This window comes from Rhodobacter sp. SY28-1, assembly GCF_005222785.1.
Classification (GTDB): domain Bacteria; phylum Pseudomonadota; class Alphaproteobacteria; order Rhodobacterales; family Rhodobacteraceae; genus Tabrizicola.
The window spans coordinates 735049-759892 of the sequence record NZ_STGH01000002.1 but is presented as its reverse complement, the minus strand read 5'-3'; the positions used below and the strand labels follow the sequence as shown (position 1 = coordinate 759892).

General features: G+C 64.7%; 32 protein-coding genes. 21 read left to right on the top strand and 11 right to left on the bottom strand.

From position 1 onward, the window contains the following. The first annotated feature begins 4 nt into the window (after positions 1-4). Positions 5-772, top strand: a complete 768-nt coding sequence (locus E8M84_RS12765) for a sulfite exporter TauE/SafE family protein (RefSeq protein WP_240790373.1) — start codon at positions 5-7, stop codon at positions 770-772. Positions 773-847: 75 nt separating this feature from the next. Here E8M84_RS12765 and E8M84_RS12760 read toward each other — a convergent pair whose 3' ends face one another. Further along, positions 848-2446, bottom strand: a complete 1599-nt coding sequence (locus E8M84_RS12760; RefSeq protein ID WP_137111552.1) for a phosphoenolpyruvate carboxykinase — start codon at positions 2444-2446, stop codon at positions 848-850. 359 nt (positions 2447-2805) lie between these two features. Here E8M84_RS12760 and E8M84_RS12755 point away from each other — a divergent pair, with 359 nt between their 5' ends. The 8 genes from E8M84_RS12755 to E8M84_RS12720 all read left to right on the top strand — a co-directional run bounded on the left by E8M84_RS12755 (position 2806) and on the right by E8M84_RS12720 (position 8575). Beyond that, positions 2806-3507, top strand: a complete 702-nt coding sequence (locus E8M84_RS12755; protein WP_137111551.1) for a response regulator transcription factor — start codon at positions 2806-2808, stop codon at positions 3505-3507. 12 nt (positions 3508-3519) lie between these two features. Continuing rightward, positions 3520-5214 carry a sensor histidine kinase gene (locus tag E8M84_RS12750; protein WP_137111550.1) on the top strand — a complete coding sequence of 565 codons (1695 nt, stop codon included), beginning with the start codon at positions 3520-3522 and terminating at the stop codon, positions 5212-5214. Between the two features lie 7 nt (positions 5215-5221). Beyond that, positions 5222-5650 carry an HPr kinase/phosphorylase gene (locus tag E8M84_RS12745; protein ID WP_137111549.1) on the top strand — a complete coding sequence of 143 codons (429 nt, stop codon included), beginning with the start codon at positions 5222-5224 and terminating at the stop codon, positions 5648-5650. 20 nt (positions 5651-5670) lie between these two features. Then, complete coding sequence (rapZ, locus tag E8M84_RS12740; RefSeq protein WP_137111854.1) at positions 5671-6582, top strand: RNase adapter RapZ; 912 nt, start codon at positions 5671-5673, stop codon at positions 6580-6582. Further along, positions 6579-6974, top strand: coding sequence for a PTS sugar transporter subunit IIA (locus E8M84_RS12735; RefSeq protein WP_137111548.1), 396 nt, complete (start codon positions 6579-6581; stop codon positions 6972-6974). Before rapZ ends, E8M84_RS12735 begins: the two co-directional genes overlap by 4 nt. A gap of 9 nt (positions 6975-6983) precedes the next feature. Next, on the top strand, positions 6984-7253 hold the full coding sequence (locus tag E8M84_RS12730) for an HPr family phosphocarrier protein (protein ID WP_137111547.1): 270 nt from the start codon (positions 6984-6986) through the stop codon (positions 7251-7253). 46 nt (positions 7254-7299) lie between these two features. Then, complete coding sequence (locus tag E8M84_RS12725; protein WP_240790372.1) at positions 7300-8184, top strand: lysophospholipid acyltransferase family protein; 885 nt, start codon at positions 7300-7302, stop codon at positions 8182-8184. Between the two features lie 91 nt (positions 8185-8275). After that, positions 8276-8575 (top strand): hypothetical protein, encoded by a 300-nt coding sequence (locus tag E8M84_RS12720; RefSeq protein ID WP_137111546.1) that lies wholly within the window; start codon positions 8276-8278, stop codon positions 8573-8575. A 28-nt stretch (positions 8576-8603) separates the two neighbouring features. Here E8M84_RS12720 and E8M84_RS12715 read toward each other — a convergent pair whose 3' ends face one another. Next, positions 8604-9479, bottom strand: coding sequence for a 3-hydroxybutyryl-CoA dehydrogenase (locus E8M84_RS12715; RefSeq protein ID WP_137111852.1), 876 nt, complete (start codon positions 9477-9479; stop codon positions 8604-8606). 161 nt (positions 9480-9640) lie between these two features. Between E8M84_RS12715 and E8M84_RS12710 the strand changes: the two genes are divergently transcribed. Continuing rightward, positions 9641-10495 (top strand): DUF6473 family protein, encoded by an 855-nt coding sequence (locus tag E8M84_RS12710; RefSeq protein ID WP_137111545.1) that lies wholly within the window; start codon positions 9641-9643, stop codon positions 10493-10495. A 35-nt stretch (positions 10496-10530) separates the two neighbouring features. Here the strand turns inward: E8M84_RS12710 and E8M84_RS12705 are convergent, their stop codons facing one another. The 5 genes from E8M84_RS12705 to E8M84_RS12685 all read right to left on the bottom strand — a co-directional run bounded on the left by E8M84_RS12705 (position 10531) and on the right by E8M84_RS12685 (position 14060). Further along, positions 10531-11457 carry an electron transfer flavoprotein subunit alpha/FixB family protein gene (locus tag E8M84_RS12705; protein ID WP_137111544.1) on the bottom strand — a complete coding sequence of 309 codons (927 nt, stop codon included), beginning with the start codon at positions 11455-11457 and terminating at the stop codon, positions 10531-10533. A gap of 1 nt (position 11458) precedes the next feature. Then, complete coding sequence (locus E8M84_RS12700; RefSeq protein WP_137111543.1) at positions 11459-12220, bottom strand: electron transfer flavoprotein subunit beta/FixA family protein; 762 nt, start codon at positions 12218-12220, stop codon at positions 11459-11461. Between the two features lie 205 nt (positions 12221-12425). After that, complete coding sequence (locus tag E8M84_RS12695) at positions 12426-12998, bottom strand: cob(I)yrinic acid a,c-diamide adenosyltransferase (RefSeq protein WP_137111542.1); 573 nt, start codon at positions 12996-12998, stop codon at positions 12426-12428. After that, positions 12998-13204, bottom strand: coding sequence for a twin transmembrane helix small protein (locus tag E8M84_RS12690; RefSeq protein ID WP_137111541.1), 207 nt, complete (start codon positions 13202-13204; stop codon positions 12998-13000). The genes E8M84_RS12695 and E8M84_RS12690 overlap by 1 nt, the downstream gene beginning before the upstream one ends. Before the next feature lie 127 nt (positions 13205-13331). Next, on the bottom strand, positions 13332-14060 hold the full coding sequence (locus E8M84_RS12685) for a class II aldolase and adducin N-terminal domain-containing protein (RefSeq protein ID WP_205914607.1): 729 nt from the start codon (positions 14058-14060) through the stop codon (positions 13332-13334). Positions 14061-14338: 278 nt separating this feature from the next. Here E8M84_RS12685 and E8M84_RS12680 point away from each other — a divergent pair, with 278 nt between their 5' ends. Beyond that, entirely contained in the window at positions 14339-14770 is a 432-nt protein-coding gene (locus E8M84_RS12680) for a hypothetical protein (protein WP_137111539.1), read from the top strand. Positions 14771-14821: 51 nt separating this feature from the next. On the opposite strand, the gene E8M84_RS12675 is transcribed toward E8M84_RS12680, so the two are convergent. Then, complete coding sequence (locus E8M84_RS12675; protein ID WP_103258321.1) at positions 14822-15028, bottom strand: cold-shock protein; 207 nt, start codon at positions 15026-15028, stop codon at positions 14822-14824. A 333-nt stretch (positions 15029-15361) separates the two neighbouring features. Here E8M84_RS12675 and E8M84_RS12670 point away from each other — a divergent pair, with 333 nt between their 5' ends. The 6 genes from E8M84_RS12670 (at position 15362) to E8M84_RS12645 (ending at position 19927) form a co-directional block, all read left to right on the top strand. Further along, positions 15362-15952 (top strand): d(CMP) kinase, encoded by a 591-nt coding sequence (locus tag E8M84_RS12670; protein ID WP_137111538.1) that lies wholly within the window; start codon positions 15362-15364, stop codon positions 15950-15952. 76 nt (positions 15953-16028) lie between these two features. Next, positions 16029-16517 carry a hypothetical protein gene (locus tag E8M84_RS12665; RefSeq protein WP_137111537.1) on the top strand — a complete coding sequence of 163 codons (489 nt, stop codon included), beginning with the start codon at positions 16029-16031 and terminating at the stop codon, positions 16515-16517. 176 nt (positions 16518-16693) lie between these two features. Continuing rightward, the gene (gene rpsA, locus E8M84_RS12660; RefSeq protein WP_137111536.1) at positions 16694-18373 is read left to right on the top strand and encodes a 30S ribosomal protein S1; all 1680 of its coding nucleotides are present in this window, start codon (positions 16694-16696) and stop codon (positions 18371-18373) included. Positions 18374-18551: 178 nt separating this feature from the next. Continuing rightward, positions 18552-18833, top strand: coding sequence for an integration host factor subunit beta (ihfB, locus tag E8M84_RS12655; RefSeq protein ID WP_137111535.1), 282 nt, complete (start codon positions 18552-18554; stop codon positions 18831-18833). Positions 18834-18905: 72 nt separating this feature from the next. Then, the gene (locus E8M84_RS12650) at positions 18906-19259 is read left to right on the top strand and encodes a LapA family protein (protein WP_137111534.1); all 354 of its coding nucleotides are present in this window, start codon (positions 18906-18908) and stop codon (positions 19257-19259) included. After that, a complete protein-coding gene (locus tag E8M84_RS12645; RefSeq protein WP_137111533.1) occupies positions 19259-19927 on the top strand; it encodes a phosphoribosylanthranilate isomerase in 669 nt (222 codons plus the stop codon). The genes E8M84_RS12650 and E8M84_RS12645 overlap by 1 nt, the downstream gene beginning before the upstream one ends. Before the next feature lie 54 nt (positions 19928-19981). Here E8M84_RS12645 and E8M84_RS12640 read toward each other — a convergent pair whose 3' ends face one another. Further along, positions 19982-20755 (bottom strand): DUF4394 domain-containing protein, encoded by a 774-nt coding sequence (locus E8M84_RS12640; protein ID WP_137111532.1) that lies wholly within the window; start codon positions 20753-20755, stop codon positions 19982-19984. 153 nt (positions 20756-20908) lie between these two features. On the opposite strand from E8M84_RS12640, the gene trpB reads away from it, so the two are divergent. From trpB to E8M84_RS12620, 4 genes are all read left to right on the top strand, one after another. Beyond that, complete coding sequence (gene trpB, locus E8M84_RS12635; protein ID WP_137111531.1) at positions 20909-22141, top strand: tryptophan synthase subunit beta; 1233 nt, start codon at positions 20909-20911, stop codon at positions 22139-22141. A gap of 299 nt (positions 22142-22440) precedes the next feature. After that, positions 22441-22911, top strand: coding sequence for a PepSY domain-containing protein (locus tag E8M84_RS21460; protein ID WP_170971924.1), 471 nt, complete (start codon positions 22441-22443; stop codon positions 22909-22911). A 90-nt stretch (positions 22912-23001) separates the two neighbouring features. After that, on the top strand, positions 23002-23433 hold the full coding sequence (locus E8M84_RS12625; protein WP_205914606.1) for a hypothetical protein: 432 nt from the start codon (positions 23002-23004) through the stop codon (positions 23431-23433). Between the two features lie 27 nt (positions 23434-23460). Next, entirely contained in the window at positions 23461-23997 is a 537-nt protein-coding gene (locus tag E8M84_RS12620; protein WP_137111530.1) for a helix-turn-helix transcriptional regulator, read from the top strand. Here E8M84_RS12620 and E8M84_RS12615 read toward each other — a convergent pair. Beyond that, positions 23986-24378, bottom strand: a complete 393-nt coding sequence (locus tag E8M84_RS12615) for a group III truncated hemoglobin (protein WP_137111529.1) — start codon at positions 24376-24378, stop codon at positions 23986-23988. The two genes, E8M84_RS12620 and E8M84_RS12615, sit on opposite strands and share 12 nt — an antisense overlap. A gap of 40 nt (positions 24379-24418) precedes the next feature. Further along, on the bottom strand, positions 24419-24787 hold the full coding sequence (locus E8M84_RS12610; RefSeq protein WP_137111528.1) for a DUF2237 family protein: 369 nt from the start codon (positions 24785-24787) through the stop codon (positions 24419-24421). Positions 24788-24844: the final 57 nt, after the last annotated feature.

Below are 24844 nucleotides of genomic sequence, written 5' to 3'. Positions count from 1 at the left end.
GGACTTGGAACATTTCACGGCAGGGCTTTCGACCGAGGCGTTTCTGGCGGCGCTGGCGATCACGCTGTTCGCGGGGTTCGTGAAGGGGGCGGTCGGATTTGCGATGCCGCTGATCCTGGTATCGGCCTTTGCGGTAATCCTGCCGCAAGAGGTGGCACTGGCCGGGCTGATCCTGCCGACGCTGGTGACGAACCTTTCGCAGGCCTTCCGGCAAGGGGTGGGACCGGCGGTCGAGACGACGAGGACCTACCGGCGGTTCCTGATCGCGACGGTGATCTGCATCGCGATCTCGGCGCCCTTTGCCGATGCGATCCCGCGCGGGCTGTATCTGCTGATGCTGGGGGTGCCGATCACGATCTTTGCCGCCCTGCAACTGGTGGGCCGCAGCCTGGCGATCCGGTTGCAGCATCGCGACCGGGCGGAATGGGGGCTGGGTATCATCGGCGGGCTGTACGGCGGGGTTTCGGGGATCTGGGGGCCGCCCTTGCTGGTGTTCCTGCTGTCGACCGGGGCGGACAAGCTGCAGATGATCCGGGCGCAGGGCGTGGTGTTCCTGCTGGGCGCAGTGATGCTTCTGGCGGCGCATCTGGGGACGGGGCTGGCCAATGCGCAGACGCTGGGGTTCTCGGCGGCGCTGTGCGGGCCCGCGTTGATCGGGCTGTTCATCGGCTACCGGGTGCAGGACCGGCTGGACCAGGCGCGCTTCCGGCGCTGGACGCAAGGGTTGCTGGTGCTGACCGGGCTGAACATGGTGCGGCTGGCGCTGATGTGAAGCTCGTCGTGCGCTTCGCTTCTCCTCGCGGGGGGGCCACGGAGGAGAAGCTGAAGGCGCACGACGAGGGGTGGATCACCCGATACCCGCTGCCTTCACGTCGGCGTCGATGAAGGGCACATACTGGGCGAAGTTCTTCTGGAACATGGCCACGAGCTTCGCCGCTTGCGCGTCGTAGTCGTTGGCGCTGGTCCAGGTTTCGCGCGGATTGAGCAGGCCCTCGGCCACACCGGGGACCGAGACCGGCACGTCGAAGCCGAAGTTCGGATCGCGGCGGAATTCGCCCTTGGACAGCGAACCGTCCAGCGCCGCCGCCAGCAGCGCGCGGGTCGCGCGGATCGGCATCCGCCTGCCGGTGCCATAGGCGCCGCCGGTCCAGCCGGTGTTCACGAGCCAGCAGGACGCGCCGTGCTTGGCAATCTTCTGTTGCAGCAGCTTGCCATAGACCTCGGGCCGGCGCGGCATGAAGGGCGCGCCGAAGCAGGTGGAGAAAGTGGGCTGCGGTTCGGTGATGCCGCGTTCGGTCCCGGCGGCCTTGGAGGTGAAGCCGGAGAGGAAGTGGTACATCGCCTGGGCCGGGGACAGCCGCGCGATGGGGGGCAGGACGCCGAAGGCATCGCAGGTCAGCATGACGACATGACGCGGGTGGCCGCCAAGGCCGGTGGCGCTGGCGTTCGAAATCGCCTCAAGCGGGTAGGCGCAGCGGGTGTTTTCCGTGAGGCTGCGGTTGGTAAAGTCCAATTCCAGCGTTTCGGGGTCGAAGACCATGTTCTCTACCACGGTCGCAAAGCGGTGGGTGGTCGCGTAGATCTCGGGCTCGGCTTCAGGGCTAAGGTCGATGGTCTTGGCGTAGCAGCCGCCTTCGAAGTTGAAGATGCCGCGGTCGGACCAGCCGTGTTCGTCATCGCCAATGAGCGTGCGGTCGGGCGAGGCGGAAAGCGTGGTCTTGCCGGTGCCGGAGAGGCCAAAGAAGACGGCGGCGTCGACCGGGTTGCCGATGGCGTGGTTGGCGCTGCAATGCATCGCCATGACGCCCTTTTCGGGCAGAAGGTAGTTCAGGACGGTGAAGACGGCCTTCTTGTTCTCACCCGCGTAGGCGGTGTTGGCGATCAGCACCGTCTTTTCGTCAAAGTTCAGGACTATTGCGGTTTCCGTCCGGGTGCCGTGCCGCGCCGGGTCGGCCTTGAAGGACGGCAGATTGATGACCGTCCATTCCGGGGTGAAACTGTCCAGTTCTTCCCGCGCGGGGCGGCGGAGGAGGTGGCGGATGAAGAGGCCGTGCCAGGCGAGTTCGGTCACCACGCGGACGTCGAGGCGGTGGATCGGGTCGGCCCCGGCGTAGAGGTCCTGAACGAAAAGTTCGCGCCCCTGGACATGGGCCAGCATGTCGGATTTGAGACGCGCGTAGGCGTCCGGCGTCATCGCGGCGTTGTTGTCCCACCAGATCGTGTCTTCGGTAGTGGCGGTGCGGACGACGAACTTGTCCTTGGGCGAGCGGCCGGTGAACTGGCCGGTGGAGCAGAGGAAGGCGCCCCCGCGACCCAGACGACCTTCGCCCCGGAAGACGGCAGCCTCGACCAGCGCGGACTCGGCATAGTTGTAGTGGGCCACCGCCACACCCGTGATGCCTTGTGTCTCCAGCGTCTGGTTGGGGTTCACGCGTCCTTGGATCATCCTGCAAGCTCCCGTAGCCGCAAGCCGCTTGCGGCGGTTCAGATGGGTCGGCATCCGGGCCAATGAATGCCGTGACAAGCCCTGGTGGGGGCCAACCACACGGGGGCTATAGCATGGGATTTTTGCACGGGAATAGCGTGATTTCAAACAGTTAGCGCAATCATTCCACCGTTAGCGCCACCATTTTCCGGCAAACCCGGCAGGGTTGCAGAATTGTCGTCGGTATGGGCGAAATTGCCACCACCCCGGCCATTGTTTCAGGGGTGATTCGAATTTCTGTTGATTATCCCGGTGGCAGCCCTGAAAATGCTTGCAAAATAACGATAAGGCAGCTGCAGCAGTTTAAGGGAGGCACGAAGATGTCCCGCATCGCGCTGGTCGACGATGACAGGAATATCCTGACCTCGGTCGCCATGACCCTGGAAGCCGAAGGGTTCGAGGTCGAGACCTACAACGACGGTCAGTCCGCATTCGAGGCGTTCAGCCGCCGGATGCCCGACATGGCGGTCCTCGATATAAAGATGCCCCGGATGGACGGGATGGATCTGTTGCAGCGCATGCGGCAGAAGACCTCGATCCCGGTGATCTTCCTGACCTCGAAGGACGACGAGATCGACGAAGTCCTGGGCCTGCGGATGGGGGCGGACGACTACGTCAAGAAGCCCTTCAGCCAGCGCCTGCTGGTGGAACGCATCCGCGCGCTGCTGCGCCGGCAGGAAGCGATCAATACGGGTGAGGCTGCGGCCACCGAAGAGACCCGGATGATGGAACGGGGTGCCCTGCGCATGGACCCGCTGCGCCATTCGGTGACCTGGAAGGGGAAAGAGGTCGCGCTGACGGTGACCGAGTTCCTGCTGTTGCAGGCCTTGGCCCAGCGCCCCGGTTTCGTGAAGAGCCGCGACCAGCTGATGGATGTGGCCTACGACGATCAGGTCTATGTCGACGACCGGACCATTGACAGCCACATCAAGCGGCTGCGCAAGAAGATGCGGTCGGTGGATGACACATTTTCGGCCATCGAAACGCTGTATGGTATCGGCTACCGCTACAACGAAGAGTGACGGCCGCCTGACATGACCTCGGCCCCCAGGCTTAACCCCAATGACGTCCGGCCCAAGCGGTCGGGCGACGTTCTTTTGGGCGAAGACTGGGTATCGCCGGACGCGACCGTCGAGCGCCTGAAGGAAGGCCGGGGCGGACGCAGCATTGTCGGGCTGAACCGATCGCCCCTGGCGCGGAAGATCATCGTCTTCAACCTGATGGCGCTGGTGCTGCTGGCGGTCGGGGTTCTGTTCATGAACCCGTTCCGCGACAGCCTGGCCCTGCAACGCCAGTTGGGCATGGTGCGGCAGGCGGAGCTTATCGCAGCGGTCTATGAGGCGCATCTGCGACCGGGCAACGCCGGGTTCGACTTCCGTACGCCGTTGCAGGACATCGAGCTGGACCCGGTGCTGGAAGTCTTCGTCTTCGATCCGACCGGCCAGCTTCTGGCCTCGCGCGTGGGGCAAGGGACCGGGACGCTGGTGCCCGACCCGGACCAGCCGACGATCCTGACCGATTTCCTGGAAGGCGTCTGGGATGTGGTGACCGTGCTGTTCCGGCAGGGCCGCCGCGACTGGACCGAGACGATCGATCCGGCCGACAACGCCCGTGCGGCCTTTGAGGGCGCGCGCGCGGGTGAGGTGGTGACCCGCGTCACCCGGAACGGCGAAGGCAACATGTACTTTACCGTGGCCACGCCCATCCTGATCGCCGATGAACTGGTGGGGGTGGTGGCCATCACCTCGAACAGCGAGGAGATCGACCGGCTGGTGCGGTATGAGCGCGAGCAGGTCCTGCAGATGTTCCTGCTGGCGGTGGTGCTGTCGATCAGCCTTAGCCTGATGCTGGCCTCGACCATTTCGAACCCCCTGTCCGACCTGGCTGCCGCTGCCGAAGTGGGCCGTGACCGCGACTCGCGCCGGGTGGCGCCCTCCCGGGTGCGCATCCCCGACCTTGCGGCGCGGCCGGACGAGATCGGGCGGCTTTCCGTGGCCATGCGGGGCATGGTGTCGGCGCTGTATGACCGGATCGACGCCAATGAACAGTTCGCGGCGGATGTGGCGCATGAGATCAAGAACCCGCTGGCGTCCTTGCGGTCGGCTGTGGGCTCGCTGCGCTTCGTCAAGAAGGACGAGCACCGCGACAAGCTGCTGGACGTGATCGAACATGACGTGCGGCGTCTGGACCGGCTGGTCAGCGACATCTCGAACGCCTCGCGGCTGGATTCGGAGCTGGTGAAGGAGGAGGAGGAGGAGTTCAACCTTCTCAAGACCCTGTCCAATCTCTGCCAGTACCTGTCGCAGCAGGCGGGCGAGAAGGGGGTGGATTTCATCATCGACCTTCCGTCCGATCCGATCACCATCCATGGGCTGGAGGCACGGCTGGCGCAGGTGTTCGTGAACCTGGTGACCAACGCGATCTCCTTCTGCGAGGAGGGTGACGCGGTTCGCGTCTGGGCCCGGCGGCGGGAAAACCGGGTGCTGATCGTGGTGGAAGATACAGGACCGGGCATCCCGGAGCAGGCGCTGACCAAGGTGTTCAAACGATTCTATTCCGAACGGCCGCAGTCGGAATTCGGCAAGCATTCGGGCCTTGGCCTGGCGATTTCCAAGCAGATCGTCGAGGCGCATGGCGGGGTGATCTGGGCCGAGAACATCCGCCCGACGGCCGCCGACCCGACCTCGGACCCGCTGGGCGCGCGGTTCGTCGTCGGCCTGCCGGTGTGATCCCCGTGTGACCCAGTCCAGCGAGACGCTGCATGCCACCTGCGTCGCCGTCGACGGGCGGGGGCTGTTGATCCTTGGCCCGTCAGGAGCGGGCAAATCGGCGCTGGCGTTGCAGCTGATCTCGCGCGGGGCGGTGCTGGTGTCGGATGACCTGACGCGGCTGGAGGGGGTGGGCGGAACGCTGTGGGCCTCCTGTCCGAACCCTGACCTACAAGGCATGATCGAGGCGCGGGGGGTCGGCATCCTGCGCGCGCCTTCCGTGTCAGGGGCCGAGGTCGGGCTGGTGGTCGACCTGGGGCAGATGGAAACCGACCGGCTCCCGCCGCGCCGCAAGGTCACGATTCTGGGAATATCGCTCTCCCTTGTGCTGCATGTGCAGAATGACCATTTTCCAGACGCGCTGATGCTTTATCTTCGCCATGGACGTGAGGCATGACCGCCTCGGAACCCCAGCTGATGCCAGACCTGTCGATGGATCATCACCTTGTCTTCGTCACCGGCCCTTCGGGCGCCGGGCGGACGACGGCGATCCGGGTGCTGGAGGATCTGGGCTATGAGGGGATCGACAACATCCCGCTGTCACTGGTCCCGCGCCTGGTCGAAGGCCCGCCGCTGGGTCGTCCCATCGCGCTGGGGCTGGATGTGCGCAACCGCGATTTCAACGCGACCGCGCTGATCGAATTGATCGACAAGCTGACCCGAGACCCCAGGGTGGACCTTGAGGTCCTGTATCTCGACTGCGCGCCGTCGGTGCTGATCCAGCGGTTTTCCGAAACCCGTCGCCGCCATCCGCTGGCCCCGGACGAGACCCCTGCCCAGGGGGTGGAGCGCGAGATCGACCTTCTGACCCCGATCCGGGTGCGGGCCGATCATCTGATCGATACGACGGACCTGACCCAGCACGACCTGAAGGCCGAGATCACCCGCCGGTTCGATGCCGGGGTGACCGGGCGGCTGTCGGTGTCGGTCCAGTCCTTCAGCTACAAGCGTGGCGTGCCGCGCGGGATGGACATGATCTTTGACTGCCGGTTCCTGGCGAATCCCCATTGGCAGGCGGCGCTGCGCCCGCTGGATGGCCGCGACCCGGCGGTCGAATCCTTTGTGCGCCAGGACCCGCGTTTTGCCGAGTTCTTCCAGAAGGTGAGCGAGCTGCTTCTGTTTCTGCTTCCAGCCCATCTGGATGAGGGCAAGGCGCACCTCGCCATTGGCTTTGGCTGTACGGGAGGGCAACATCGGTCGGTTGCCATGGCGGAAATGGTCGGTTCCACGCTTGCGGAAGCCGGCTGGCCGGTGTCAAAACGGCACCGGGAACTTGAACGCAAGGCTGCCACGGTGCAACCCGACGCAATGAAGGTATCACACGCTTGATCGGAATCGTGATCGTGGCGCATGGCGGTCTGGCGCGGGAATATCTCTCGGCGGTGGAGCATGTCGTGGGCAGGCAAGATGGGGTCCGGGCGATTTCCATCGAGGATGACCACGACCGCAGCGCCAAACAGGCGGAAATCTGCGCGGCCGCCGATGCGGTCGATCAGGGCCAGGGCGTGGTGCTGGTGACGGACATGTTTGGGGGCTCGCCGTCCAACCTTTCGCTGCCGGCCTGTGCCACCTCGGGACGACGCATCCTGTACGGGGCGAACCTGCCGATGCTGATCAAGCTTGCCAAGTCGCGCGACCTGGGTGTTCCTGAGGCTGTGGCGGCCGCTCTGGACGCGGGACGCAAGTATATCAACAGCCTGGACCTTGGCAGCGGGGCCTGAGAGACGACCATGACCAGCCGCACTTTGCGTATCGTGAACGAAAAGGGCCTGCATGCCCGTGCCAGCGCCAAGTTCGTCGAGGTGGTCGAGGCGCACGAGGCCCGAGCCAACGTCGCCAAGGACGGGATGGAGGTTTCGGGCGATTCGATCATGGGCCTTCTGATGCTTGGCGCGTCGCGTGGAACCACGATTGACGTGACGTGCACGGGCGATGAGGCGGAGAAACTCGCCGATGCGCTGGAGGCGCTTGTTGCGGCGCGGTTCGGAGAGGATTATTGAGCGGTGATGCCCCGACTCTGTCGGGACCACCGGGGATAGCCGCTTAGTGACCGAACAGACCCAGATCGCCACCGAGACGCCCGTGTCTGCGGCCGGTCGGGTTGACCGTCAGTACGACATGCGTCGGCTGTCCTATGCGGGCACCTTCAAGAACCCCTGGAAGGCCGGGACAATCCGCGCCATCGAATGGCTGACCGCCAAGGTCCAGCTGCTGCGCCTGATCCGCAGCTTTGAAAAGTCGGGTGCGCCGTTCGGGGCGCCGTTCTGGCCCAAGGCGATCCGCCACATGGGCATAAGGATCGAGACCCCGGCGGAGGAGATCGCCCGCATTCCGTCGACGGGGCCACTGGTCGTGGTGTCGAACCACCCCTCGGGCCTGGTGGACGGGATGGTCCTGGCCGAGATGGTCAACCGGGTGCGATCGGACTTCAAGATCCTGACCCGGTCCCTGCTGACCGGCATCCCCGAGGTCGAGGAGTTCATGATCCCCGTGCCCTTCCCGCACGAGGACAACGCGCGCGAACTTGGCCTGCAGATGCGGGAGGAGACGCTGGCGCACCTGAAGGCGGGTGGGGTCATCATCCTGTTCCCGGCCGGCAAGGTCGCGATGAGCGAAGGCTGGTGGGGTCCGGCGGTCGAGGGCGAGTGGAACGTCTTCACCCACAAGATCGTCAAGTCGACCGGCGCGACGATCCTGCCGATCTTCTTCCCCGGCCAGAACTCTCGCATGTTCCAGATCGCTAACCAGCTGTCAGATACTGTGCGGCAGGGGTTGCTGCTGTATGAGATCAAGCGGTGTCTCTTCAAGCCGACCCGGCCCGTGATCGGTGAGCCGATCCCGGCGGAGGAGCTGAAGAAGTGGGAGGGGAACCCGCGGGGGTTCCTGGCCTGGCTGCGGGAGCATACGCTGGGGTTGAAGGGCCGGGCGTAGTGTGGGTGCAGACCCACGACCTGCTCTTTTGGTTCTGCTACGAACTGTAACTTTCAGCATGATGTTGTGCTTGCTGCCGACGGAGGCCTTCGTGAGCTTTAGGGAAATTCAATATGTCGCTGAGAGAGTTCATGACCTCTCTAGCTTCCTAGATTTTTTGGAAGCGCTCATGAACGATTGGGAAGCGGCGACGGTTTCTGAGAAAGCTTCACCTTCGAGCAGCTACTCATCCATGTACGGTTGGGAAAACACAAGCATCGGCTCCTTCCTTGAAGCAGCCATTGCAGGAGCGAGAGACAACAAACTTGGCCAACCTGGCAACTATCTTGCAGACAGTAACCCGTGGAGACAGGCCGCAGAGATAATGCTGTTGGGCAAAATATACGAATGAGATGTCGCTTCTTGCCAGTTGGGTGCATTCACCGCGTCGGCACCGGCACTTCCCCCCGGTAGTCATAGAACCCCCGCTGCGTTTTCCGCCCCAGCCACCCCGCCTCGACATACTTCGTCAGGAGTGGACAGGGCCGGTACTTGGTGTCCGCCAGCCCCTCATGCAGCACGTTCATGATCGACAGACACGTATCCAGCCCAATGAAATCCGCCAGTTCCAAGGGCCCCATCGGGTGGTTGGCGCCCAGCTTCAGCGACTCGTCGATCGACTTCACCGACCCCACGCCTTCGTACAGCGTATAGACCGCCTCGTTGATCATCGGCATCAGGATGCGGTTGACGATGAAGGCCGGGAAATCCTCGGAGCTGGAGGCGGTCTTGCCCAGTTTGCGCACCACTTCATGCAGGGTTTCCCAGGTCTCCTGGTCGGTGGCGATGCCGCGGATCAGTTCGACCAGCTGCATCACCGGGACCGGGTTCATGAAGTGGAAGCCCATGAATTTCTCGGGCCGGTCGGTGCGCGAGGCGAGGCGGGTGATGGAAATCGACGAGGTGTTCGAGGTCAGGATCGTCGTCGGCTTCAGGTGCGGCAACAGGTCCTCGAAGATCGCCTGCTTGACCGTTTCGCGTTCGGTCGCAGCCTCGATGATAAGGTCGCACTGGCCCAGATCGGCCAGCCTCAAGGTCGTCTTGATCCGCTCCATCGCCGCGCGTTTGTCGGCGGGCAGGACCTTTCCGCGCGACACCTGGCGTTCGATGTTCTTCTCGATGGTCGCCAGCGCCTTTGCGAGGCTGTCTTCCGACACGTCGGTCAAGAGGACGCTGTAGCCGGCCAGCGCAAAGACATGGGCGATGCCGTTGCCCATCTGCCCGGCGCCCACGACGCCCACCAGCTTGATCTCCATCGCCTGCACCTCCATCTGTCGATCCCGGTTATGCCCGGCCCGTCCGGCCCGCGCAAGGACAGGCAAAGTGCCGGGCCTTTTAGGCAACCGCCCGATTTTAGCCATTCGGCAACCACTCCCGGCCAGAGTTTGCCCTGGGGTGACTGCAATCGGGTGGTGGGATGATGCATCTCGATGCGGGCGCGGGGGCGCTCGACTATTTTCCGTGCCGCTATGGCGCGTCGAAGGCGCTGTTCCGGGGGCCTGCGCGGGACCTGTCGCGCGCCTACGTCGCGGTGCTGGGCGGATCGGCGAGTTTTGGCAAGTATGTGGCCCGGCCCTATCCGGCGCTGCTGGAACAGGCGCTGGGCCTGCCGGTTGCGAACCTTGCGGCGCAGAATGCCGGGCCGGATCTTTACCTGTCCGACCCGGGTGCCCTGAAGATTGCGGCCGGGGCTGCTGTTGCGGTGGTGCAGGTGACGGGCGTGGAGGGGGTGAGCAATCCCTTCTACACGGTCCATGCGCGGCGGAATGACCGGTTCCTGGCCGCGACCCCGGACCTGCGGGCGCTGTATCCGCAGGTCGACTTCACCGAGATCCACTTCACCCGGCATCTGCTGACCGTGTTGCGCCGCACCGATCCGCAGCGATTTGCCAAGCTGCTGACGGTCCTGCAGCAGACCTGGGTCGCGCGGATGCAGGCTCTGCTAGCGCGGCTGCCCGGGCGGTGCGTGCTCGTCTGGCTGTCCGATGCCCCGCCCCCGACGAGGGCCGATGAGCCGGGCGAAGGGTTTGGTCCCTGGCTGGTCGACAGTCGGATGCTTGCCGCGCTGCAGGGCCGGTTCACGCGGCTGGTCGAAGTGGTTGCCTCACCCGCAGCACTGGCAGAAGGCGCGACCGGGATGCACTTTCCCGAGACCGAGATGCAACAGGCCCGTGCCCTGCCCGGGGCAGCGGTTCATGCCGAGGCGGCGGACCGGCTTGTCCCGGAAGTCGCTTTGCTGGTGGGAATGGAAAAAGGGGCCACCTTGCGGTGACCCCCTCGTAGGGTGGGCGATCCGCCCACCTTACCTTACAGTTTCTCGATCATTTCCGGGACGGCGGTGAACAGGTCGGCGACCAGGCCATAGTCGGCGACCTGGAAGATCGGCGCCTCTTCGTCCTTGTTGATCGCGACGATGACTTTCGAATCCTTCATCCCCGCCAGGTGCTGGATCGCGCCCGAGATGCCGACCGCGACGTACAGATCCGGTGCCACGACCTTGCCGGTCTGCCCGACCTGCCAGTCGTTCGGCGCGTAGCCACTGTCCACCGCCGCGCGCGAGGCGCCCACGGCGGCGTTCAGCTTGTCCGCCAGCTTCTCGATCAGCGCGAAGTCAGCCTGCGAGCCCACGCCACGCCCGCCCGACACGACGATCCCGGCCGAGGTCAGCTCCGGACGGTCGGAGGACGCAACCTTGTCCTCGACCCAGGCCGACATCGACCCGTCAACGCTGGCCGAGACCTTCTCGACCGGGGCCGAACCGCCCTTGCCCGCCGCGTCGAAAGTCGCGGTGCGGATGGTCATCACCTTCTTCGCGTCCGAGGTCTTCACTGTCTGGATCGCGTTCCCGGCGTAGATCGGGCGATCAAAGGTCGCGGCGTCATGCACGGCCAGGACTTCCGAGATCACCATCACGTCGAGAAGGGCCGCCACGCGGGGCAGGACCGACTTCGACAGCGCACCCGAGGCCGCCACGATGTGCTCATAGTCCCCGGCCAGCGACACGACCAGCGCGGCGGTGGGTTCGGAAAGCCCATGGCAATAGGCGTGGTCGTCGGCGAAGAGGACGCGTGCCACGCCGTCCAGCGTCGCCGCCTCGGCCGCAGCGGCATCGCCGCCCGTGCCCGCGACCAGGACCGTGACCGGCCCCAGCGATTTCACCGCGGTCAGGGTCTTGGCGACCTGGTCGGTTGCCAGCTTGCCATCGACAACGTCAGCAAGAAGAAGAACGGCCATCTTACAGCACCCCCGCTTCGTCTTTGAGTTTCGCGATCAGTTCGGCCACCGAGCCGACCTTCACACCCGCCTTGCGGCCCGCCGGTTCCACGGTCTTGACGACCGAGAGGCGCGGCGAGACGTCCACGCCGTAGTCGGCAGGGGTCTTCGCGGCCAGCGGCTTGGCCTTGGCCTTCATGATGTTCGGCAGCGACGCATAGCGCGGCTCGTTCAGGCGCAGATCGACCGTGATGATCGTCGGCATCTTCACGGTGATGGTTTGCAGACCGCCGTCCACTTCGCGGGTGACTTTCGCGTGGTCGCCCTCGATGGCGACTTCCGAGGCGAAGGTGGCCTGCGACCAGCCCAGAAGGGCGGCCAGCATCTGGCCGGTGGCGTTCATGTCATTGTCGATCGCCTGCTTGCCACAAAGGACAAGGCCCGGGGCCTCTTCCTTGACGACAGCCGCCAGCAGCTTTGCCACGGCCAGCGGTTCGATGTCGGTGTGGACGTTGTCGGTCGCCTCGATCAGGATCGCCCGGTCGGCCCCCATGGCGAGCGCGTTGCGCAGGGTTTCCTGCGCCTGCTTGACGCCGATGGAGACGACGACCACCTCGGTCGCGACGCCCTTCTCCTTCAGGCGGATGGCTTCTTCCACCGCGATTTCGTCGAAGGGGTTCATGCTCATCTTGACGTTCGCGAGGTCAACCCCCGACCCGTCCGCCTTCACCCGAACCTTCACGTTGTAGTCGATAACCCGCTTGACCGGGACCAGCACCTTCATGGCCGAAACTCCTCATCCGTCGCAGACCCATGGCCCGCACAAGCTCTCGCCCCGCCTGTTACCGGAACAGGGGCTTTGGGAACAGACCAAATGCGACAGGTTGGCGCGACGCGACGCCGCGTTTTGATCGTCGGGGGCGATCAGGCAAGGCGGTTCGTCGGGAGCCAGAATTCTTCGGCGAAAAATTTTGGCTCCCGATCAGACTTCAGCGCGTCAGGCCGGGGACCCAGAGGACGTCATCCTTGCCGTCGTTGTTGGCGATGCGGCCGGCGACAAAGAACCAGTCCGACAGGCGGTTGAGGTAGCGGACCGCCTCGGGATTCACGTCCTCCATCGTCGCGGTTTCCACGACCAGGCGTTCCGCCCTGCGGCAGACGGTGCGGCAGAGGTGAAGTTGCGCGGCGAGGGGTGAGCCGCCGGGCAGGATGAAGCTGCGCAAGGGCGTCAGCCTTTCGTTCATCGCGTCGATCTCGCGTTCCAGCCGGGTGACCTGGCCCTCGATCATCCGCAAGGGCTTGTAGGACAGCGTCGCATCCAGATGCCGGTCGGGGGTGCAAAGGTCGGCGCCAAGGTCGAACAGATCGTTCGAGATCCGCTTCAAGGCCTCGGCAATCTCTCCGGTCGCGTGCAGCCGGGCAAGGCCCACGGTTGCGTTCGTCTCATCCACCGTGCCGTAGGCAGAGACCCGCAAGCTGTGCTTGGCCACCCGCGCGCCGTTGCCAAGGGCGGTTTCCCCGGCATCGCCGGTCTTGGTGTAGATCTTGGACAGGACGACCATCAGTTGCCTCCCGACCGCAACCAGGCGAAGGCGACGATCAGCACCACCGCCACGAACTGCACGCCAAGCCGCCAGCGCATGATCTTGTTGGCGTTGCGCTTGTTGAACTCACCCCCCTTGGCGAAGGTGCCGATGCCGAAGAGCAGGATGCCCAGCACAACGAAACAGGCGATGGCGGCGAAGATGAACAGCGGATCGGACAGCATGGAAGCACTCCCTTTGAGCCTGATCTAGGGCAGGGTCCGCGAAAAGCGAAGCCGATTCTCCACCCGCGCCCTGCGCCGCCTCAACCCCGCACGATTCTGTCCGGGTCCGCCATGCCGCGACCTGCGGCTACTGCGCGTAGGAGGGGTCTTCGGCGTCGAGGATGGCGCGCAATTCGCGCAGATGCGCCTCGGCAAAGCCGGGATAGCTTTCCCATTCCCGCGCGGTCTTTTCGGCAATCTCGTCCGGCAGCACGCGCAGCGGGCGGCCGGTCTGCAGGGCGCGGATGTAGGTCTCGGCCGCGCGCTCGAAATAGTAGAGGCGGTTGAAGGTTTCGGCCACGGTGCGGCCGATGACCAGCACACCATGGTTGCCCATGACCATCGCCACGGTCTTCGGATTGGCCAGAAGCCCGGCACACCGGGCGCCCTCTTCCTCGAACGCCATGCCGCCGTAGTGGTCGTCCACCACATGCCGGTCGAAGAACATCGCAGAGTTCTGGTCGATTGCATGCAGGCGCGAGTCGGCGAGGCTCGCCAGCACGGTCGCATGCACCGAATGGACGTGCATGACGCAAACCGCATGCGCGCAGGCCCGGTGAATCGCCCCGTGCAGGCCCCAGGCGGTTGGGTCGGGCGCTTCGGGTCGCGACATCGTGTCAGAGTCGTTCGCATCGATCTCGACCAGCGACGAGGCGGTGATCCGGCTGAAATGGCGGCCGTTCGGGTTGATGAGAAACCGCGTGCCTTCGGGGTTAACCGCCAGGGAAAAGTGATTGGCGACAGACTCATGCAGGTTCAGCCGGGCGGTCCAGCGGAAGGCCGCGGCAAGGTCCTGCCGCTGGTCAATGTTCGTCATGTTGACGTGACGGTTCATCTGATCCCTCGTTGCAAATCCGGGCAAACCCACAGAGGGGGGCTGCATTTTCGTCCGAAATAGGTTAACAGCGTCGGAACCGGTTTCCCAGCCGGCTTGCGGATGAGACTGGCTGTCAAGTTTCCCGGGCAATCCTGGCGGCCGCCAACTCTGGCTTGAATGTGGCATTGTATTGGTCACATTCCCGCAAGTTACCTTTTTTCGGGCGAAAGCTCTCCGCATTGTTGGTGTCACTGGCATAAGGTAGTGGAGGAGTGCACATGCAGACTTTCATGCAGACCGATCGCCAGAAGGTCGCCCCGCATACTCTGGGTGTGCGGGTGATGGTCTTGACCGACCAGGGCGACGGCCGCACCTGCCAACGCCTGGTCGAATACGGAAGCCTGGTCGACGCCACGGATGACCTGCACGACGCCGTCGCCACAATCCTGCGGGACCGGGTGGGCTATGACCTGTTCGTCATGGATTGCGACGCATTCGGCGGAATCGCCGGTGCGGAACAGGCGATTTCGGCGCTGATCGCTGGCGATGCGAAGATGCGGGTGATGCTGGTCAGCCGGGAATTCGACGTTCCGGCCTATCCCTTGGGGCGCCGCACGGCGGTCTGCCTGCCCGAGGACGTGTCCGATGCCAGCTTTCGCATCGGCTTCGATCATGTGCTGCGTGACCGCGCAGCCGTCACGATGAACTGAAATGAGAAGGGGGCGGTGAACCGCCCCCGACCAGATCTTGTCCGTCCGGCCTTATGCCAGAGCGAGATTGGTCGCGGATTCGCGCCCGTCACGGCCGGCTTCGATGTCGAAGGTGACCGGCTGGCCGTCTTTCAGGCTGCGCAGACCAGCACGCTCCAGCGCGGTGATGTGCACGAACACGTCCTTCTTGCCGCCTTCCGGGGCGATGAAGCCGTAGCCTTTGGTTTCATTGAACCATTTCACGGTGCCCTTGGCCATCGTGAAGTCTCCTGTCTGTCGTACCGCCCGCGGGATGCAGCGGCTTGGCCCCGTCAGCTGTAGTCGATTGCTGTGGCCGATGGTCGGAGACAGTGGTCGAATAGATAACGTCGCACCGCAGAAGATAGGCGCAATTGGCCCCGATTCCAAGCAGAAATCGTCAGGAATCCGACGGATCCCATGCAGGCGCGCAATGATTTCAACGGCTTGAAAATGTGAACCCCTAAGGCGATCCCCGGCATGCACGATTGCGCTTTTCGACTTCCCCATTTCAAAATACTCCCGCCAGAGGCATCCATGGCCGGATGCGGGTTTGGGCGGCAGGCAGGGGCGATGATCTTCACGGTGGCAATCGATGGGCCCGCAGCGGCCGGAAAGGGCACGATCAGCCGGGCCGTGGCGCAGCGGTTCGGCTTTCGGCATCTGGACACCGGGTTGCTCTATCGCGCGGTGGGGGTCCTGGGCGGCGATCCTGCCGAAGCCGCCCGCCGACTGACGCCCGAGGATCTGGAACGGGGCGATCTCAGGACGCTGGAGGCGGGGCAAGCGGCAAGCCGGGTCGCCGCCCTTCCCGACGTTCGCGCGGCGCTTCTGGACTTCCAGCGCCGCTTCGCGCGCGGCGAGGGCGGGGCGGTCTTGGACGGGCGCGACATCGGCACGGTGATCTGCCCCGAGGCAGAGGTGAAGCTGTATGTCACCGCCAGCCCCGAGGTCCGCGCGCACCGGCGCTGGCTGGAGGTCGGCGGGGATGAGGCCAAGGTGCTGGCCGAGGTCAAGGAGCGCGACGCCCGCGACATGGGGCGGGCGGATGCCCCGCTGAAGGCCGCCGAAGATGCGGCGGTGATTGACACCAGTTCGATGGGGATCGACGAGGCGGTCGAGGCGGCCTGTGTCCTCGTCGCGGAACGGCTTCACGCCCGTTGACCCCGGAGCCTGCGCCTTGCGGGGTTGACGGTGTTGCGGCACTCTGGTCCCAACGAGCCATGCAGAGGAGTTCGCCTTGGCGCTTACCGGTCTGAAGGCGATGCTTGCAGGGGCAGTGCGGGACCGCGCGGCCTCGGTCGGGGTGGTGCTTTTCGCCCTGATGCTGGTGTTGACCGCCTGGGGCCTTGCGGTGATGGCCGCCGTCCTCGCGCTGGCGCCGAGGTTTGGGATGCCACTCGCGCTCTTGGCCGTCGCGGCAGGTTTGGTCCTGGTCGCGATCCTGACGGTCTGGTCCATGTCTGCGCGGAACCGCCGGTCGTCCGAGTTGCGCGCAACCACCCGCGCGCTGTGGGTGGCGACGGCGCTGAATGCGGCAAGCGCGGTCTTGCGCGGCAATCCGGCGATGCAGGACGGCCATGAGCCTGGACCCGAGGCGGAGGGTGGTCAGAAAAGCCACCGCTCGATGTTCCTGATCGCGGGCGGGCTGGCGCTGATCCTGCTTGCCTTGCTGGCCCCCGGCGGCAAGGATACTGGGCAGGGCCCGGGGCCGGACGGTACCGCCTGACCCGGCGCGCGGCGGCTTTCCCTTGCCCAAGCGCAGCTTTCCCACTATAGCGCCCGCATCCTGAGAAGAGTCGCAGCCGCCGGTTTCCCGGACGGATGCGTTTTTTCGTTCAGGGCCAAGACCGGCGGAGCCAACCGCATGGCCAGTGAAAACACGAGAAAAGGAAACTGATCTATATGTGCGCTAAAGCAAGCATGGAAGACTTCGAAGCCCTGTTGAAGGAAAGCTTCGAGATCGACACCCCCGAAGAGGGCACTGTCGTCAAAGGCAAGGTCATCGCGATCGAAGCGGGCCAGGCCATCATCGATGTCGGCTACAAGATGGAAGGCCGCATCGACCTTAAAGAATTCGCCAACCCCGGTGAGCAGCCCAACATCAACGTGGGCGACACTGTGGAAGTATATCTGGACCGCGTCGAGAACGCTCGCGGTGAAGCCCAGATCAGCCGTGAGAAGGCCCGCCGCGAGGAAGCCTGGGACCGTCTGGAAAAAGCCTATGCTGCCGAGCAGCGCGTCGACGGCGCGATCTTCGGTCGCGTCAAGGGCGGCTTCACGGTCGACCTGGGTGGCGCTGTGGCCTTCCTGCCGGGCTCGCAGGTCGACGTCCGCCCGGTGCGTGACGCTGGCCCGCTGATGGGCATGAAGCAGCCGTTCCAGATCCTGAAGATGGACCGTCGCCGCGGCAACATCGTTGTCTCGCGCCGTGCGATCCTGGAAGAAAGCCGCGCCGAACAGCGCGCTGAAGTCATCGGCAACCTGGTCGAAGGTCAGGTCGTGGATGGCGTGGTCAAGAACATCACCGAATACGGTGCCTTCGTTGACCTCGGCGGCGTTGACGGCCTGCTGCACGTCACCGACATGGCCTGGCGCCGCGTCAACCATCCGTCGGAAATCCTGTCGATCGGCGAGACCGTCAAGGTTCAGGTCATCAAGATCAACAAGGAAACCCACCGCATCAGCCTGGGCATGAAGCAGCTCCAGTCCGACCCGTGGGATGCCGTCGAGAAGATGTATGCCATCGGCACGGTCCACAAAGGCCGCGTCACCAACATCACCGACTACGGCGCCTTCGTGGAGCTGGAAGCTGGCGTCGAGGGTCTCGTTCACGTCTCGGAAATGTCCTGGACCAAGAAGAACGTGCACCCCGGCAAGATCGTCTCCACCTCGCAAGAGGTTGACGTCATGGTGCTGGAAATCGACAGCGCCAAGCGTCGCGTTTCCCTGGGCCTCAAGCAGACCCAGCGCAACCCGTGGGAAGTCTTCGCGGAAAACCACCCGGTCGGCTCGGCCATCGAAGGCGAAGTCAAGAACATCACCGAATTCGGTCTGTTCGTCGGCCTCGACAACGACATCGACGGCATGGTTCACCTGTCGGACCTGTCCTGGGACCAGCGCGGCGAAGAAGCCATCCAGAACTACCGCAAGGGCGACGTGGTGCAAGCCGCCGTCACCGAAGTGGACGTCGAGAAGGAGCGTATCTCGCTCTCGATCAAGGCTCTGGGCGACGACACCTTCACCGATGCAGTGGACGGCGTGAAGCGTGGTGCGATCATCACCGTCGCGGTCACCGCGATCGAGGATGGCGGGATCGAGGTCGAATACAACGGCCAGAAGTCCTTCATCCGCCGTTCGGACCTGTCGCGCGACCGCGCTGACCAGCGTCCCGAGCGCTTCCAGGTGGGTGACAAGGTCGACGTGCGCGTGACCAACATCGACCCGAAGACCCGCAAGCTGGGCCTCTCGATCAAGGCGCGCGAGATCGCCGAAGAGAAGGAAGCCGTCGAACAGTATGGCTCGTCCGATTCGGGTGCCTCGCTGGGCGACATCCTGGGCGCGGCCCTGAAGGATCGTAGCTAAACTTCAGGTCGCAATACCTGCGATTGAATGGAAAGGCCCCGCGTACCCCGCGGGGCCTTTTCCTTGGTGCCAAGTCCCCGTTTTTGTTTGTCATGAGGCAAAACCTGTCGCTATAGTCGCCCGAGAACAAGCACGTGGCGGCCGCCTGCCAGGGGCCGAACCACAGGGGGAACTACGGATGATCCGTTCGGAACTGATCCAGAAGATCGCGGATGAGAACCCGCACCTGACCCAGCGACATGTCGAGCGGATCGTGAACACGGTCTTTGAAGAAATCATCGAAGCCCTTGCCAAAGGTGACCGGGTCGAGCTGCGCGGCTTCGGCGCCTTCTCGGTCAAGGCCCGTGATGCGCGGGTTGGCCGCAATCCCCGCACCGGGGCGGCGGTCAAGGTCGACGACAAGAAGGTGCCGTTCTTCAAGACCGGCAAGCTTCTGCGCGACCGGCTGAACGGCAAGTAACCCCGCACGCGCTTGCGCTTCGGCGCTGTGCCGCCGATACTCGGGACGAAACCAGGAAGGGTTGCGTTCCCGATGATCCGCTATCTTCGTCTGTTGTTGCTGGGGCTTCTGGGCCTTGGCCTTCTGACCGTCGCGCTGGCCAACCGGGCGCCGGTCACCCTGCAGCTTCTGCCGACCGATCTTGCGGCCCTGACCGGGCTGACCTGGGCGATGGACCTGCCGCTGTTCGTGGTGATCTTCGGCGGCATCATTGCCGGGGTGCTGATCGGCTTTGTCTGGGAATGGTTCCGCGAACATGGCCACCGCGCCGCCGCCAGCCAGAAGACGCGGGAAGTGGCCCGGCTGGAACGCGAGCTTGCGGTGTTGAAGGACGCAACCTCGGTCCCGCCGCAGGACGAGGTGCTGGCGCTGTTGGAAAAGCGCTGATGCGCGAGGTCAGGGTCAAGATCTGCGGGCTGAAGACGCCCAGGGATGTGGCGGCGGTGGCCAAGGCCGGCGCGGCCTATGCCGGGTTCAACTTCTTTCCGAAATCGCCGCGTTATGTGACGCCCGCCGAGGCGCGGCTTTTGGCCCTGTCCGCCCCCGAAGGGTTGTGCAAGGTCGCGCTGGTGGTCGATGCCGATGACGCGGTGCTGGATGCCATCGTGGCCGAAGTGCCGCTGGACATGCTGCAGCTTCATGGCCACGAAAGCCCGGCCCGCGTGGCCGAGATCAAGGCGCGCTATGGCCTGCCGGTGATGAAGGTGATCGGGGTGGCGGTCGAGGCGGACCTTGCGCCTCTGCTGGACTACCAACTGGTTGCCGATCAGATCCTGGTCGATGCCAAGGCCCCGAAAGATGCGGTTCTGCCCGGCGGCAATGGGCTGACCTTCGACTGGCGGCTTCTGGTCGGGCGCAAGTGGCTGAAGCCGTGGATGCTGGCAGGCGGGCTGACGCCCGAGAATGTCGGGCAGGCGATCCAGCGCACCGGCGCGCGGCAGGTCGATGTGGCCAGCGGGGTGGAAAGCGCTCCCGGGGTGAAGGATGCTGGTTTGATCGCGGCCTTTGTTCAGGCGGCGCAGGGCGTGAAGGACGGCGTGCCGATCCTAAGATGAACTGCGGGCGGTCGCTGGAGACGACCGCCCGCCATGACCCTCGTGCCGGACGACTTACATCGCGGGCAGGACGGTCAAGTCACGGATCGACTCATCCGCGCCGGTCAGCATCCAGGACCCGGTCAGCGCGCCGGTGGCGAGGTCGACGGTATGCAGCCCGCCATTCGCCGCAAGCCAGGCGGTGTTGGTGCCGTCCGCCGTGGTGGCGACGTCAAACGCGACCGGGCCTTCCAGCGCCACACCCAGCTTGCCGATGGCAGCCAGGGTGCCGTCATTCGGCGCGGTCTGCTGGATCAGCCCGGCAATCGTCGCGTCGATGTTGAACATCGCGGTCTTTTCCGGCTTGCCGTAGCTGTTGGTGTAGGCCGCAGCGACGATGTTCGGCGCTTCGCCCGCGTGCATGTCTTCGGCCACATAGGCGAGGCTGCCGTCCACGGTCACTTCGCCGGTATCGGGGTTCACCCGGTGGTTGGTGGTGCCGGTCATGAACCGCAGCCGGTCGGCCGCCGGGTTGAAGTCGACGATCACCGGCCTGTCGACGGACGGCAGCATCACGTTCATCGTCGCCTTCTCGGTGGTGGCGCCGGTCATGTGGTCGATCACCACGATCTTGTGGTCGGCGGTCACGCCCACGACGGTCATGTCGCCGGGGCGGAAGTCGATGCCCAACAGGCGGTCGACGCCTTGAACGTCGACCTTGCCGGTCACGGTGGCGGTGGCGGTGTCGATCCACAGAAGCGTCCGGTCGCCGGACAGGGCGACAGCGGTTTCGGCAGCGGCGGGAAGGGCGGTGGCCGCGAACAGGGCGGCGGTGGCAAGCAGACGCATGGGTAACTCCTTCGGGTCGTTGCAGGATTGCGGCGAAGCTACGGAAGGCCTTCCGGGGAAGTTGCAGCGACGCCGATCACGAAAGCGTCAGACGCGCAGCTTTACCACCAACCGCATTGGCGCTAGATGCAGAGGGAACAACGGGGGTGCGCCATGGCCGAGGACGGGTTGAACAGCTTCATGACGGGGCCGGATGAGCAGGGCCGGTTCGGCATGTTCGGCGGGCGGTTTGTCAGCGAGACGCTGATGCCGCTGATCCTGGAACTGGAAGAGCGTTACAACCACGCCAAGACCGATCCGACCTTCTGGGCCGAGATGGACGATCTGTGGAAACACTATGTGGGTCGCCCCTCGCCCTTGTATTTCGCGCCGCGCCTGACGGAACACCTCGGCGGCGCCAAGGTCTACATGAAGCGGGATGAGCTGAACCATACGGGCGCCCACAAGATCAACAACGTGCTGGGCCAGATCATCCTGGCGCGCCGGATGGGCAAGACTCGGATCATCGCGGAAACCGGGGCGGGGCAGCATGGGGTGGCCACGGCCACGGTCTGCGCGAAGTTCGGCCTCAAGTGCGTCGTCTACATGGGCGCGCATGACGTGGAACGGCAGGCGCCGAACGTGTTCCGGATGAAGCTTCTGGGGGCCGAGGTGATTCCGGTCACTTCTGGTCGTGGCACGTTGAAGGACGCGATGAACGACGCGCTACGCGACTGGGTGACCAACGTCCGCGACACCTTCTACTGCATCGGCACGGTGGCAGGGCCGCATCCCTATCCGGCGATGGTGCGCGATTTCCAGTCGATCATTGGCAAGGAAGTGCGCTGGCAACTGGCCGAGCAGGAGGGTGAGGGTCGTCTCCCGGATGTGGTGGTCGCGGCCATCGGCGGGGGGTCGAACGCGATGGGCCTGTTCTTCCCGTTCCTCGACGACCCGTCGGTGCGGATTGTCGGGGTCGAGGCGGGCGGCAAGGGCGTCGACGACCGGATGGAGCATTGCGCGTCCCTGACCGGGGGCCGCCCGGGTGTGCTGCACGGCAACCGGACCTATCTTCTGCAGGACGCCGATGGGCAGATCCTGGAAGGCTTCTCGATCAGCGCAGGTCTCGACTACCCGGGCATCGGGCCGGAACATTCCTGGCTGCATGACGTGGGCCGCGCCGAATATGTCAGCATCACCGATGCCGAGGCGCTGGAGGCGTTCCAACTGTGCTGCAAGCTGGAGGGAATCATCCCGGCGCTGGAGCCGTCGCACGCCTTGGCGCAGGTGATGAAGCTGGCGCCGACGCTGCCCAAGGACCAGATCATCGTGATGAACATGTGCGGGCGCGGCGACAAGGACATCTTCACTGTGGCCAAGCACCTGGGCGTGCAGATGAAGGTCTGATCGCCAGACAGCGCAGAGCCAGCAGGGCCCGTGGGAAACTGCCGCGGGCCTTTTGCATTCCGGTGGAGGTGTTGCGGTTCGAGGTCCAATCCCGTTCCAGAACCGCGATTTGCCGGTCGCCCCCGCAAAATACGCATAAACTGGGGTTTAGTCCTGCAAACTGGCGGCATAGACCACCCCTGGTAAACTCGGGTGCAATGGTCGGACGGCACTGGATGCGGCTTTCTCTTCCCATGCTCTCGACGGCGGTCAACCTGCCGCTGGACGAGCGGGAACCGCAACCGAATGGAGACCCTCTGATGAAACTGAGAACCAGACTTCTGTGCTACGCCGCCGCCATCGCGCTGACCTCGGGTGCCGCATTCTCCGCCATCGACGGCAACCAGCTGGCCGAGGACTATCTTGCCGCGGGCTATGACTTCGTCGAAGTGAAGGTCGGCCCGACCCAGACCAAGGTCGAGGCGATCAGGGACGGCATCAAGGTCGAGGTGATCTACGACAACGAGACCCTCGCGATCCTCAAGAAGGAATCCGAAGCCGCGGATGACGACGATGCCGACCGGACCGGCAAGCAGGTGAAGACTGTCGACAGCGACTTTGACGACGAGGATGACGATCAGGACGACGATCGCAAGGGTCGTGACGACGACGACGAAGATGATGATGACGACGATGATGACGATGACGGCGACGACGACCGTGGTGGGGACGACGACAATGACGACAGCGATGATGACGACGGCGACGACAGCGACGGGGACGACGACTGAGGCCCCGTACAGTTGCGCAAGCGAAAGCCCCGGTCTTGCCGGGGCTTTCGGCGTCGAACATAGTGGCCGAATGACGATCGGGGTGACGACATGAAACGGCGTACGTTCCTGTCCGGACTGGCCGCAGGCATCGCCCTGGCGACTCCTGTGTTCGCGGAAACCGTGGTGGAAAGCATCATCCGGCAGCTCAGGCGGCTGGGGTTCCGGGGCATCGTGCAAGAGCGGACATTGCTTGGCCGCGTCCGCATTACGGCGATCCGCAAGGATGGTCGCCGCGAAATCATCGTCAATCCGAAGACCGGTGAAATCCTGCGGGACCTGTTCACGCCTATTTCCGGCAATGGCGGGGACGTGGCGATCATCGACGATCGTGACGGTGGGCCGGACCGCGGCGACGACGACGATGATGACGACGACGATGATGACGATGATGACGATGATGACGACGACGACGATGACAACAGCGGCTCCGGCGGCGGAGATGACGACGACGACGGCGGTGGTGATGATGATGACGACTGAGCCCGCCAGCTGCCGCCCGGTCCCGGCGTGAGGCGCGCTGCCCCGTTCATCGCGATCTTCGTGATCCAGGCGTTTTGCGCCTTTTTCTTCGTGTCCGACATTCTGTCCTCGGTCTTGGGCATCCGCAGCACGCCGATCAGCTGGGAAATGCGCGAGGCGATGGAGATCGGTGCTTCGCTGGGGCTGATCCTGGGCGTGGTCGTCGGTGCGCTGATGCTGCGCCGGGCGTTGAAGGAACGGCACCGCGCCGAGGAACAGCTGCGCCGCGCCTCGGGGGCCTTTGCCGATCTGCTGGACGAACACTTCCGTGAATGGGGACTGACACCGTCCGAGCGGGACGTGGCGCTGTTCGCGATCAAGGGCATGTCGACGGCCGAGATTGCCCAGCTGCGCTCGACCAGCGAAGGCACGGTCAAGGCGCAGACCAACGCGATCTACCGCAAGGCCGGGGTGACCGGGCGGCCGCAGCTTCTGTCGCTGTTCATCGAGGATCTGATGCGCGACGACGGCTCGATCCGGCCGATGCCGGAGCCTGCGCCGAAGGCGGCCGTCTCAGCGAAGTGAGGGTGGCGCGCCTGGGTCGCCCTGCATCCCGAACATCAGCCCGCGCCCGATCCGGTGGGCGAGGGTCGACCAGGCTGCGGCAGTGTCGGGCGACAGTTCCCGCTTGAGTACCGAGTCGAACAGGCCGAGCCAGACATCGAACATCCCCAGCCGGACATTCCCGGCGGCGCGGTGGACGGCCAGCGGGTTCCCGTCATAGCTGCGTTCGTGCAGGATCGCGTTCCGCCAGAACCGAGTGATCTTTGCCTCATGCGCGGGCCAGTCGGTGACATGCCTCGCAAACACCGGGCCAAGGCCGGGATGCTCACGAATGCAGGCGTAGAAGGTCGCCACGACGCGGGCGATCTGGTCTTCGGAGACATCGAAGCGCGGCGGGATCATGGGACCTGTGTCGCGCCGACCCGGTGTGGAGTCCACCCGGTCAGTCGGTGGCGTATTGCCGAAGGATGTCGAGCGGGACGATGGCGAGCGTGGCCTGATGCGTCGCTGCGAGGCGGACCTTGGGGGCGGCGCCTTCCTCATGCGCCTGCAGGAACCGGCTGGCGCAGAGGCACCACTGGTCGCCGGGCTTGAGCCCCTGGAACCCGTATTCGGGCCGGGGCGTGGAAAGGTCGTTGCCGAGGTATTTCGACAGGGCCAGAAACTCGGCCGTCATCAGGGCGCAGACGGTGTGGAGGCCCCGGTCCATCGGGCCGGTGTTGCAGCAGCCGTCGCGGAAGAACCCGGTGACGGGGTCGGTCGAGCAGGACTGCAGCTCTTGGCCAAGGACGTTTAGGGAGGGGAGTTTCATGGCGCGAGGATGGCAGGTCGGGGGGGATCTGTCCAGCGATGTCCACGGTGGACAGCG

Coding starts and splice junctions, on each gene's coding strand:
- E8M84_RS12680 (WP_137111539.1), top strand. CDS start 14,339: ATGCAGACTTTCATGCAGACCGATCGCCAGAAGGTCGCCCCGCATACT.
- E8M84_RS12710 (WP_137111545.1), top strand. CDS start 9,641: ATGATGCATCTCGATGCGGGCGCGGGGGCGCTCGACTATTTTCCGTGC.
- E8M84_RS12685 (WP_205914607.1), bottom strand. CDS start 14,060: ATGACGAACATTGACCAGCGGCAGGACCTTGCCGCGGCCTTCCGCTGG.
- rapZ (WP_137111854.1), top strand. CDS start 5,671: ATGCCAGACCTGTCGATGGATCATCACCTTGTCTTCGTCACCGGCCCT.
- E8M84_RS12670 (WP_137111538.1), top strand. CDS start 15,362: ATGATCTTCACGGTGGCAATCGATGGGCCCGCAGCGGCCGGAAAGGGC.
- E8M84_RS12760 (WP_137111552.1), bottom strand. CDS start 2,446: ATGATCCAAGGACGCGTGAACCCCAACCAGACGCTGGAGACACAAGGC.
- E8M84_RS12705 (WP_137111544.1), bottom strand. CDS start 11,457: ATGGCCGTTCTTCTTCTTGCTGACGTTGTCGATGGCAAGCTGGCAACC.
- E8M84_RS12715 (WP_137111852.1), bottom strand. CDS start 9,479: ATGGAGATCAAGCTGGTGGGCGTCGTGGGCGCCGGGCAGATGGGCAAC.
- E8M84_RS12615 (WP_137111529.1), bottom strand. CDS start 24,378: ATGATCCCGCCGCGCTTCGATGTCTCCGAAGACCAGATCGCCCGCGTC.
- E8M84_RS21460 (WP_170971924.1), top strand. CDS start 22,441: ATGAAACTGAGAACCAGACTTCTGTGCTACGCCGCCGCCATCGCGCTG.
- E8M84_RS12610 (WP_137111528.1), bottom strand. CDS start 24,787: ATGAAACTCCCCTCCCTAAACGTCCTTGGCCAAGAGCTGCAGTCCTGC.
- E8M84_RS12700 (WP_137111543.1), bottom strand. CDS start 12,220: ATGAAGGTGCTGGTCCCGGTCAAGCGGGTTATCGACTACAACGTGAAG.
- E8M84_RS12695 (WP_137111542.1), bottom strand. CDS start 12,998: ATGGTCGTCCTGTCCAAGATCTACACCAAGACCGGCGATGCCGGGGAA.
- rpsA (WP_137111536.1), top strand. CDS start 16,694: ATGTGCGCTAAAGCAAGCATGGAAGACTTCGAAGCCCTGTTGAAGGAA.
- E8M84_RS12640 (WP_137111532.1), bottom strand. CDS start 20,755: ATGCGTCTGCTTGCCACCGCCGCCCTGTTCGCGGCCACCGCCCTTCCC.
- E8M84_RS12625 (WP_205914606.1), top strand. CDS start 23,002: ATGAAACGGCGTACGTTCCTGTCCGGACTGGCCGCAGGCATCGCCCTG.
- E8M84_RS12650 (WP_137111534.1), top strand. CDS start 18,906: ATGATCCGCTATCTTCGTCTGTTGTTGCTGGGGCTTCTGGGCCTTGGC.
- E8M84_RS12730 (WP_137111547.1), top strand. CDS start 6,984: ATGACCAGCCGCACTTTGCGTATCGTGAACGAAAAGGGCCTGCATGCC.
- E8M84_RS12755 (WP_137111551.1), top strand. CDS start 2,806: ATGTCCCGCATCGCGCTGGTCGACGATGACAGGAATATCCTGACCTCG.
- E8M84_RS12675 (WP_103258321.1), bottom strand. CDS start 15,028: ATGGCCAAGGGCACCGTGAAATGGTTCAATGAAACCAAAGGCTACGGC.
- E8M84_RS12645 (WP_137111533.1), top strand. CDS start 19,259: ATGCGCGAGGTCAGGGTCAAGATCTGCGGGCTGAAGACGCCCAGGGAT.
- E8M84_RS12690 (WP_137111541.1), bottom strand. CDS start 13,204: ATGCTGTCCGATCCGCTGTTCATCTTCGCCGCCATCGCCTGTTTCGTT.
- ihfB (WP_137111535.1), top strand. CDS start 18,552: ATGATCCGTTCGGAACTGATCCAGAAGATCGCGGATGAGAACCCGCAC.
- trpB (WP_137111531.1), top strand. CDS start 20,909: ATGGCCGAGGACGGGTTGAACAGCTTCATGACGGGGCCGGATGAGCAG.
- E8M84_RS12750 (WP_137111550.1), top strand. CDS start 3,520: ATGACCTCGGCCCCCAGGCTTAACCCCAATGACGTCCGGCCCAAGCGG.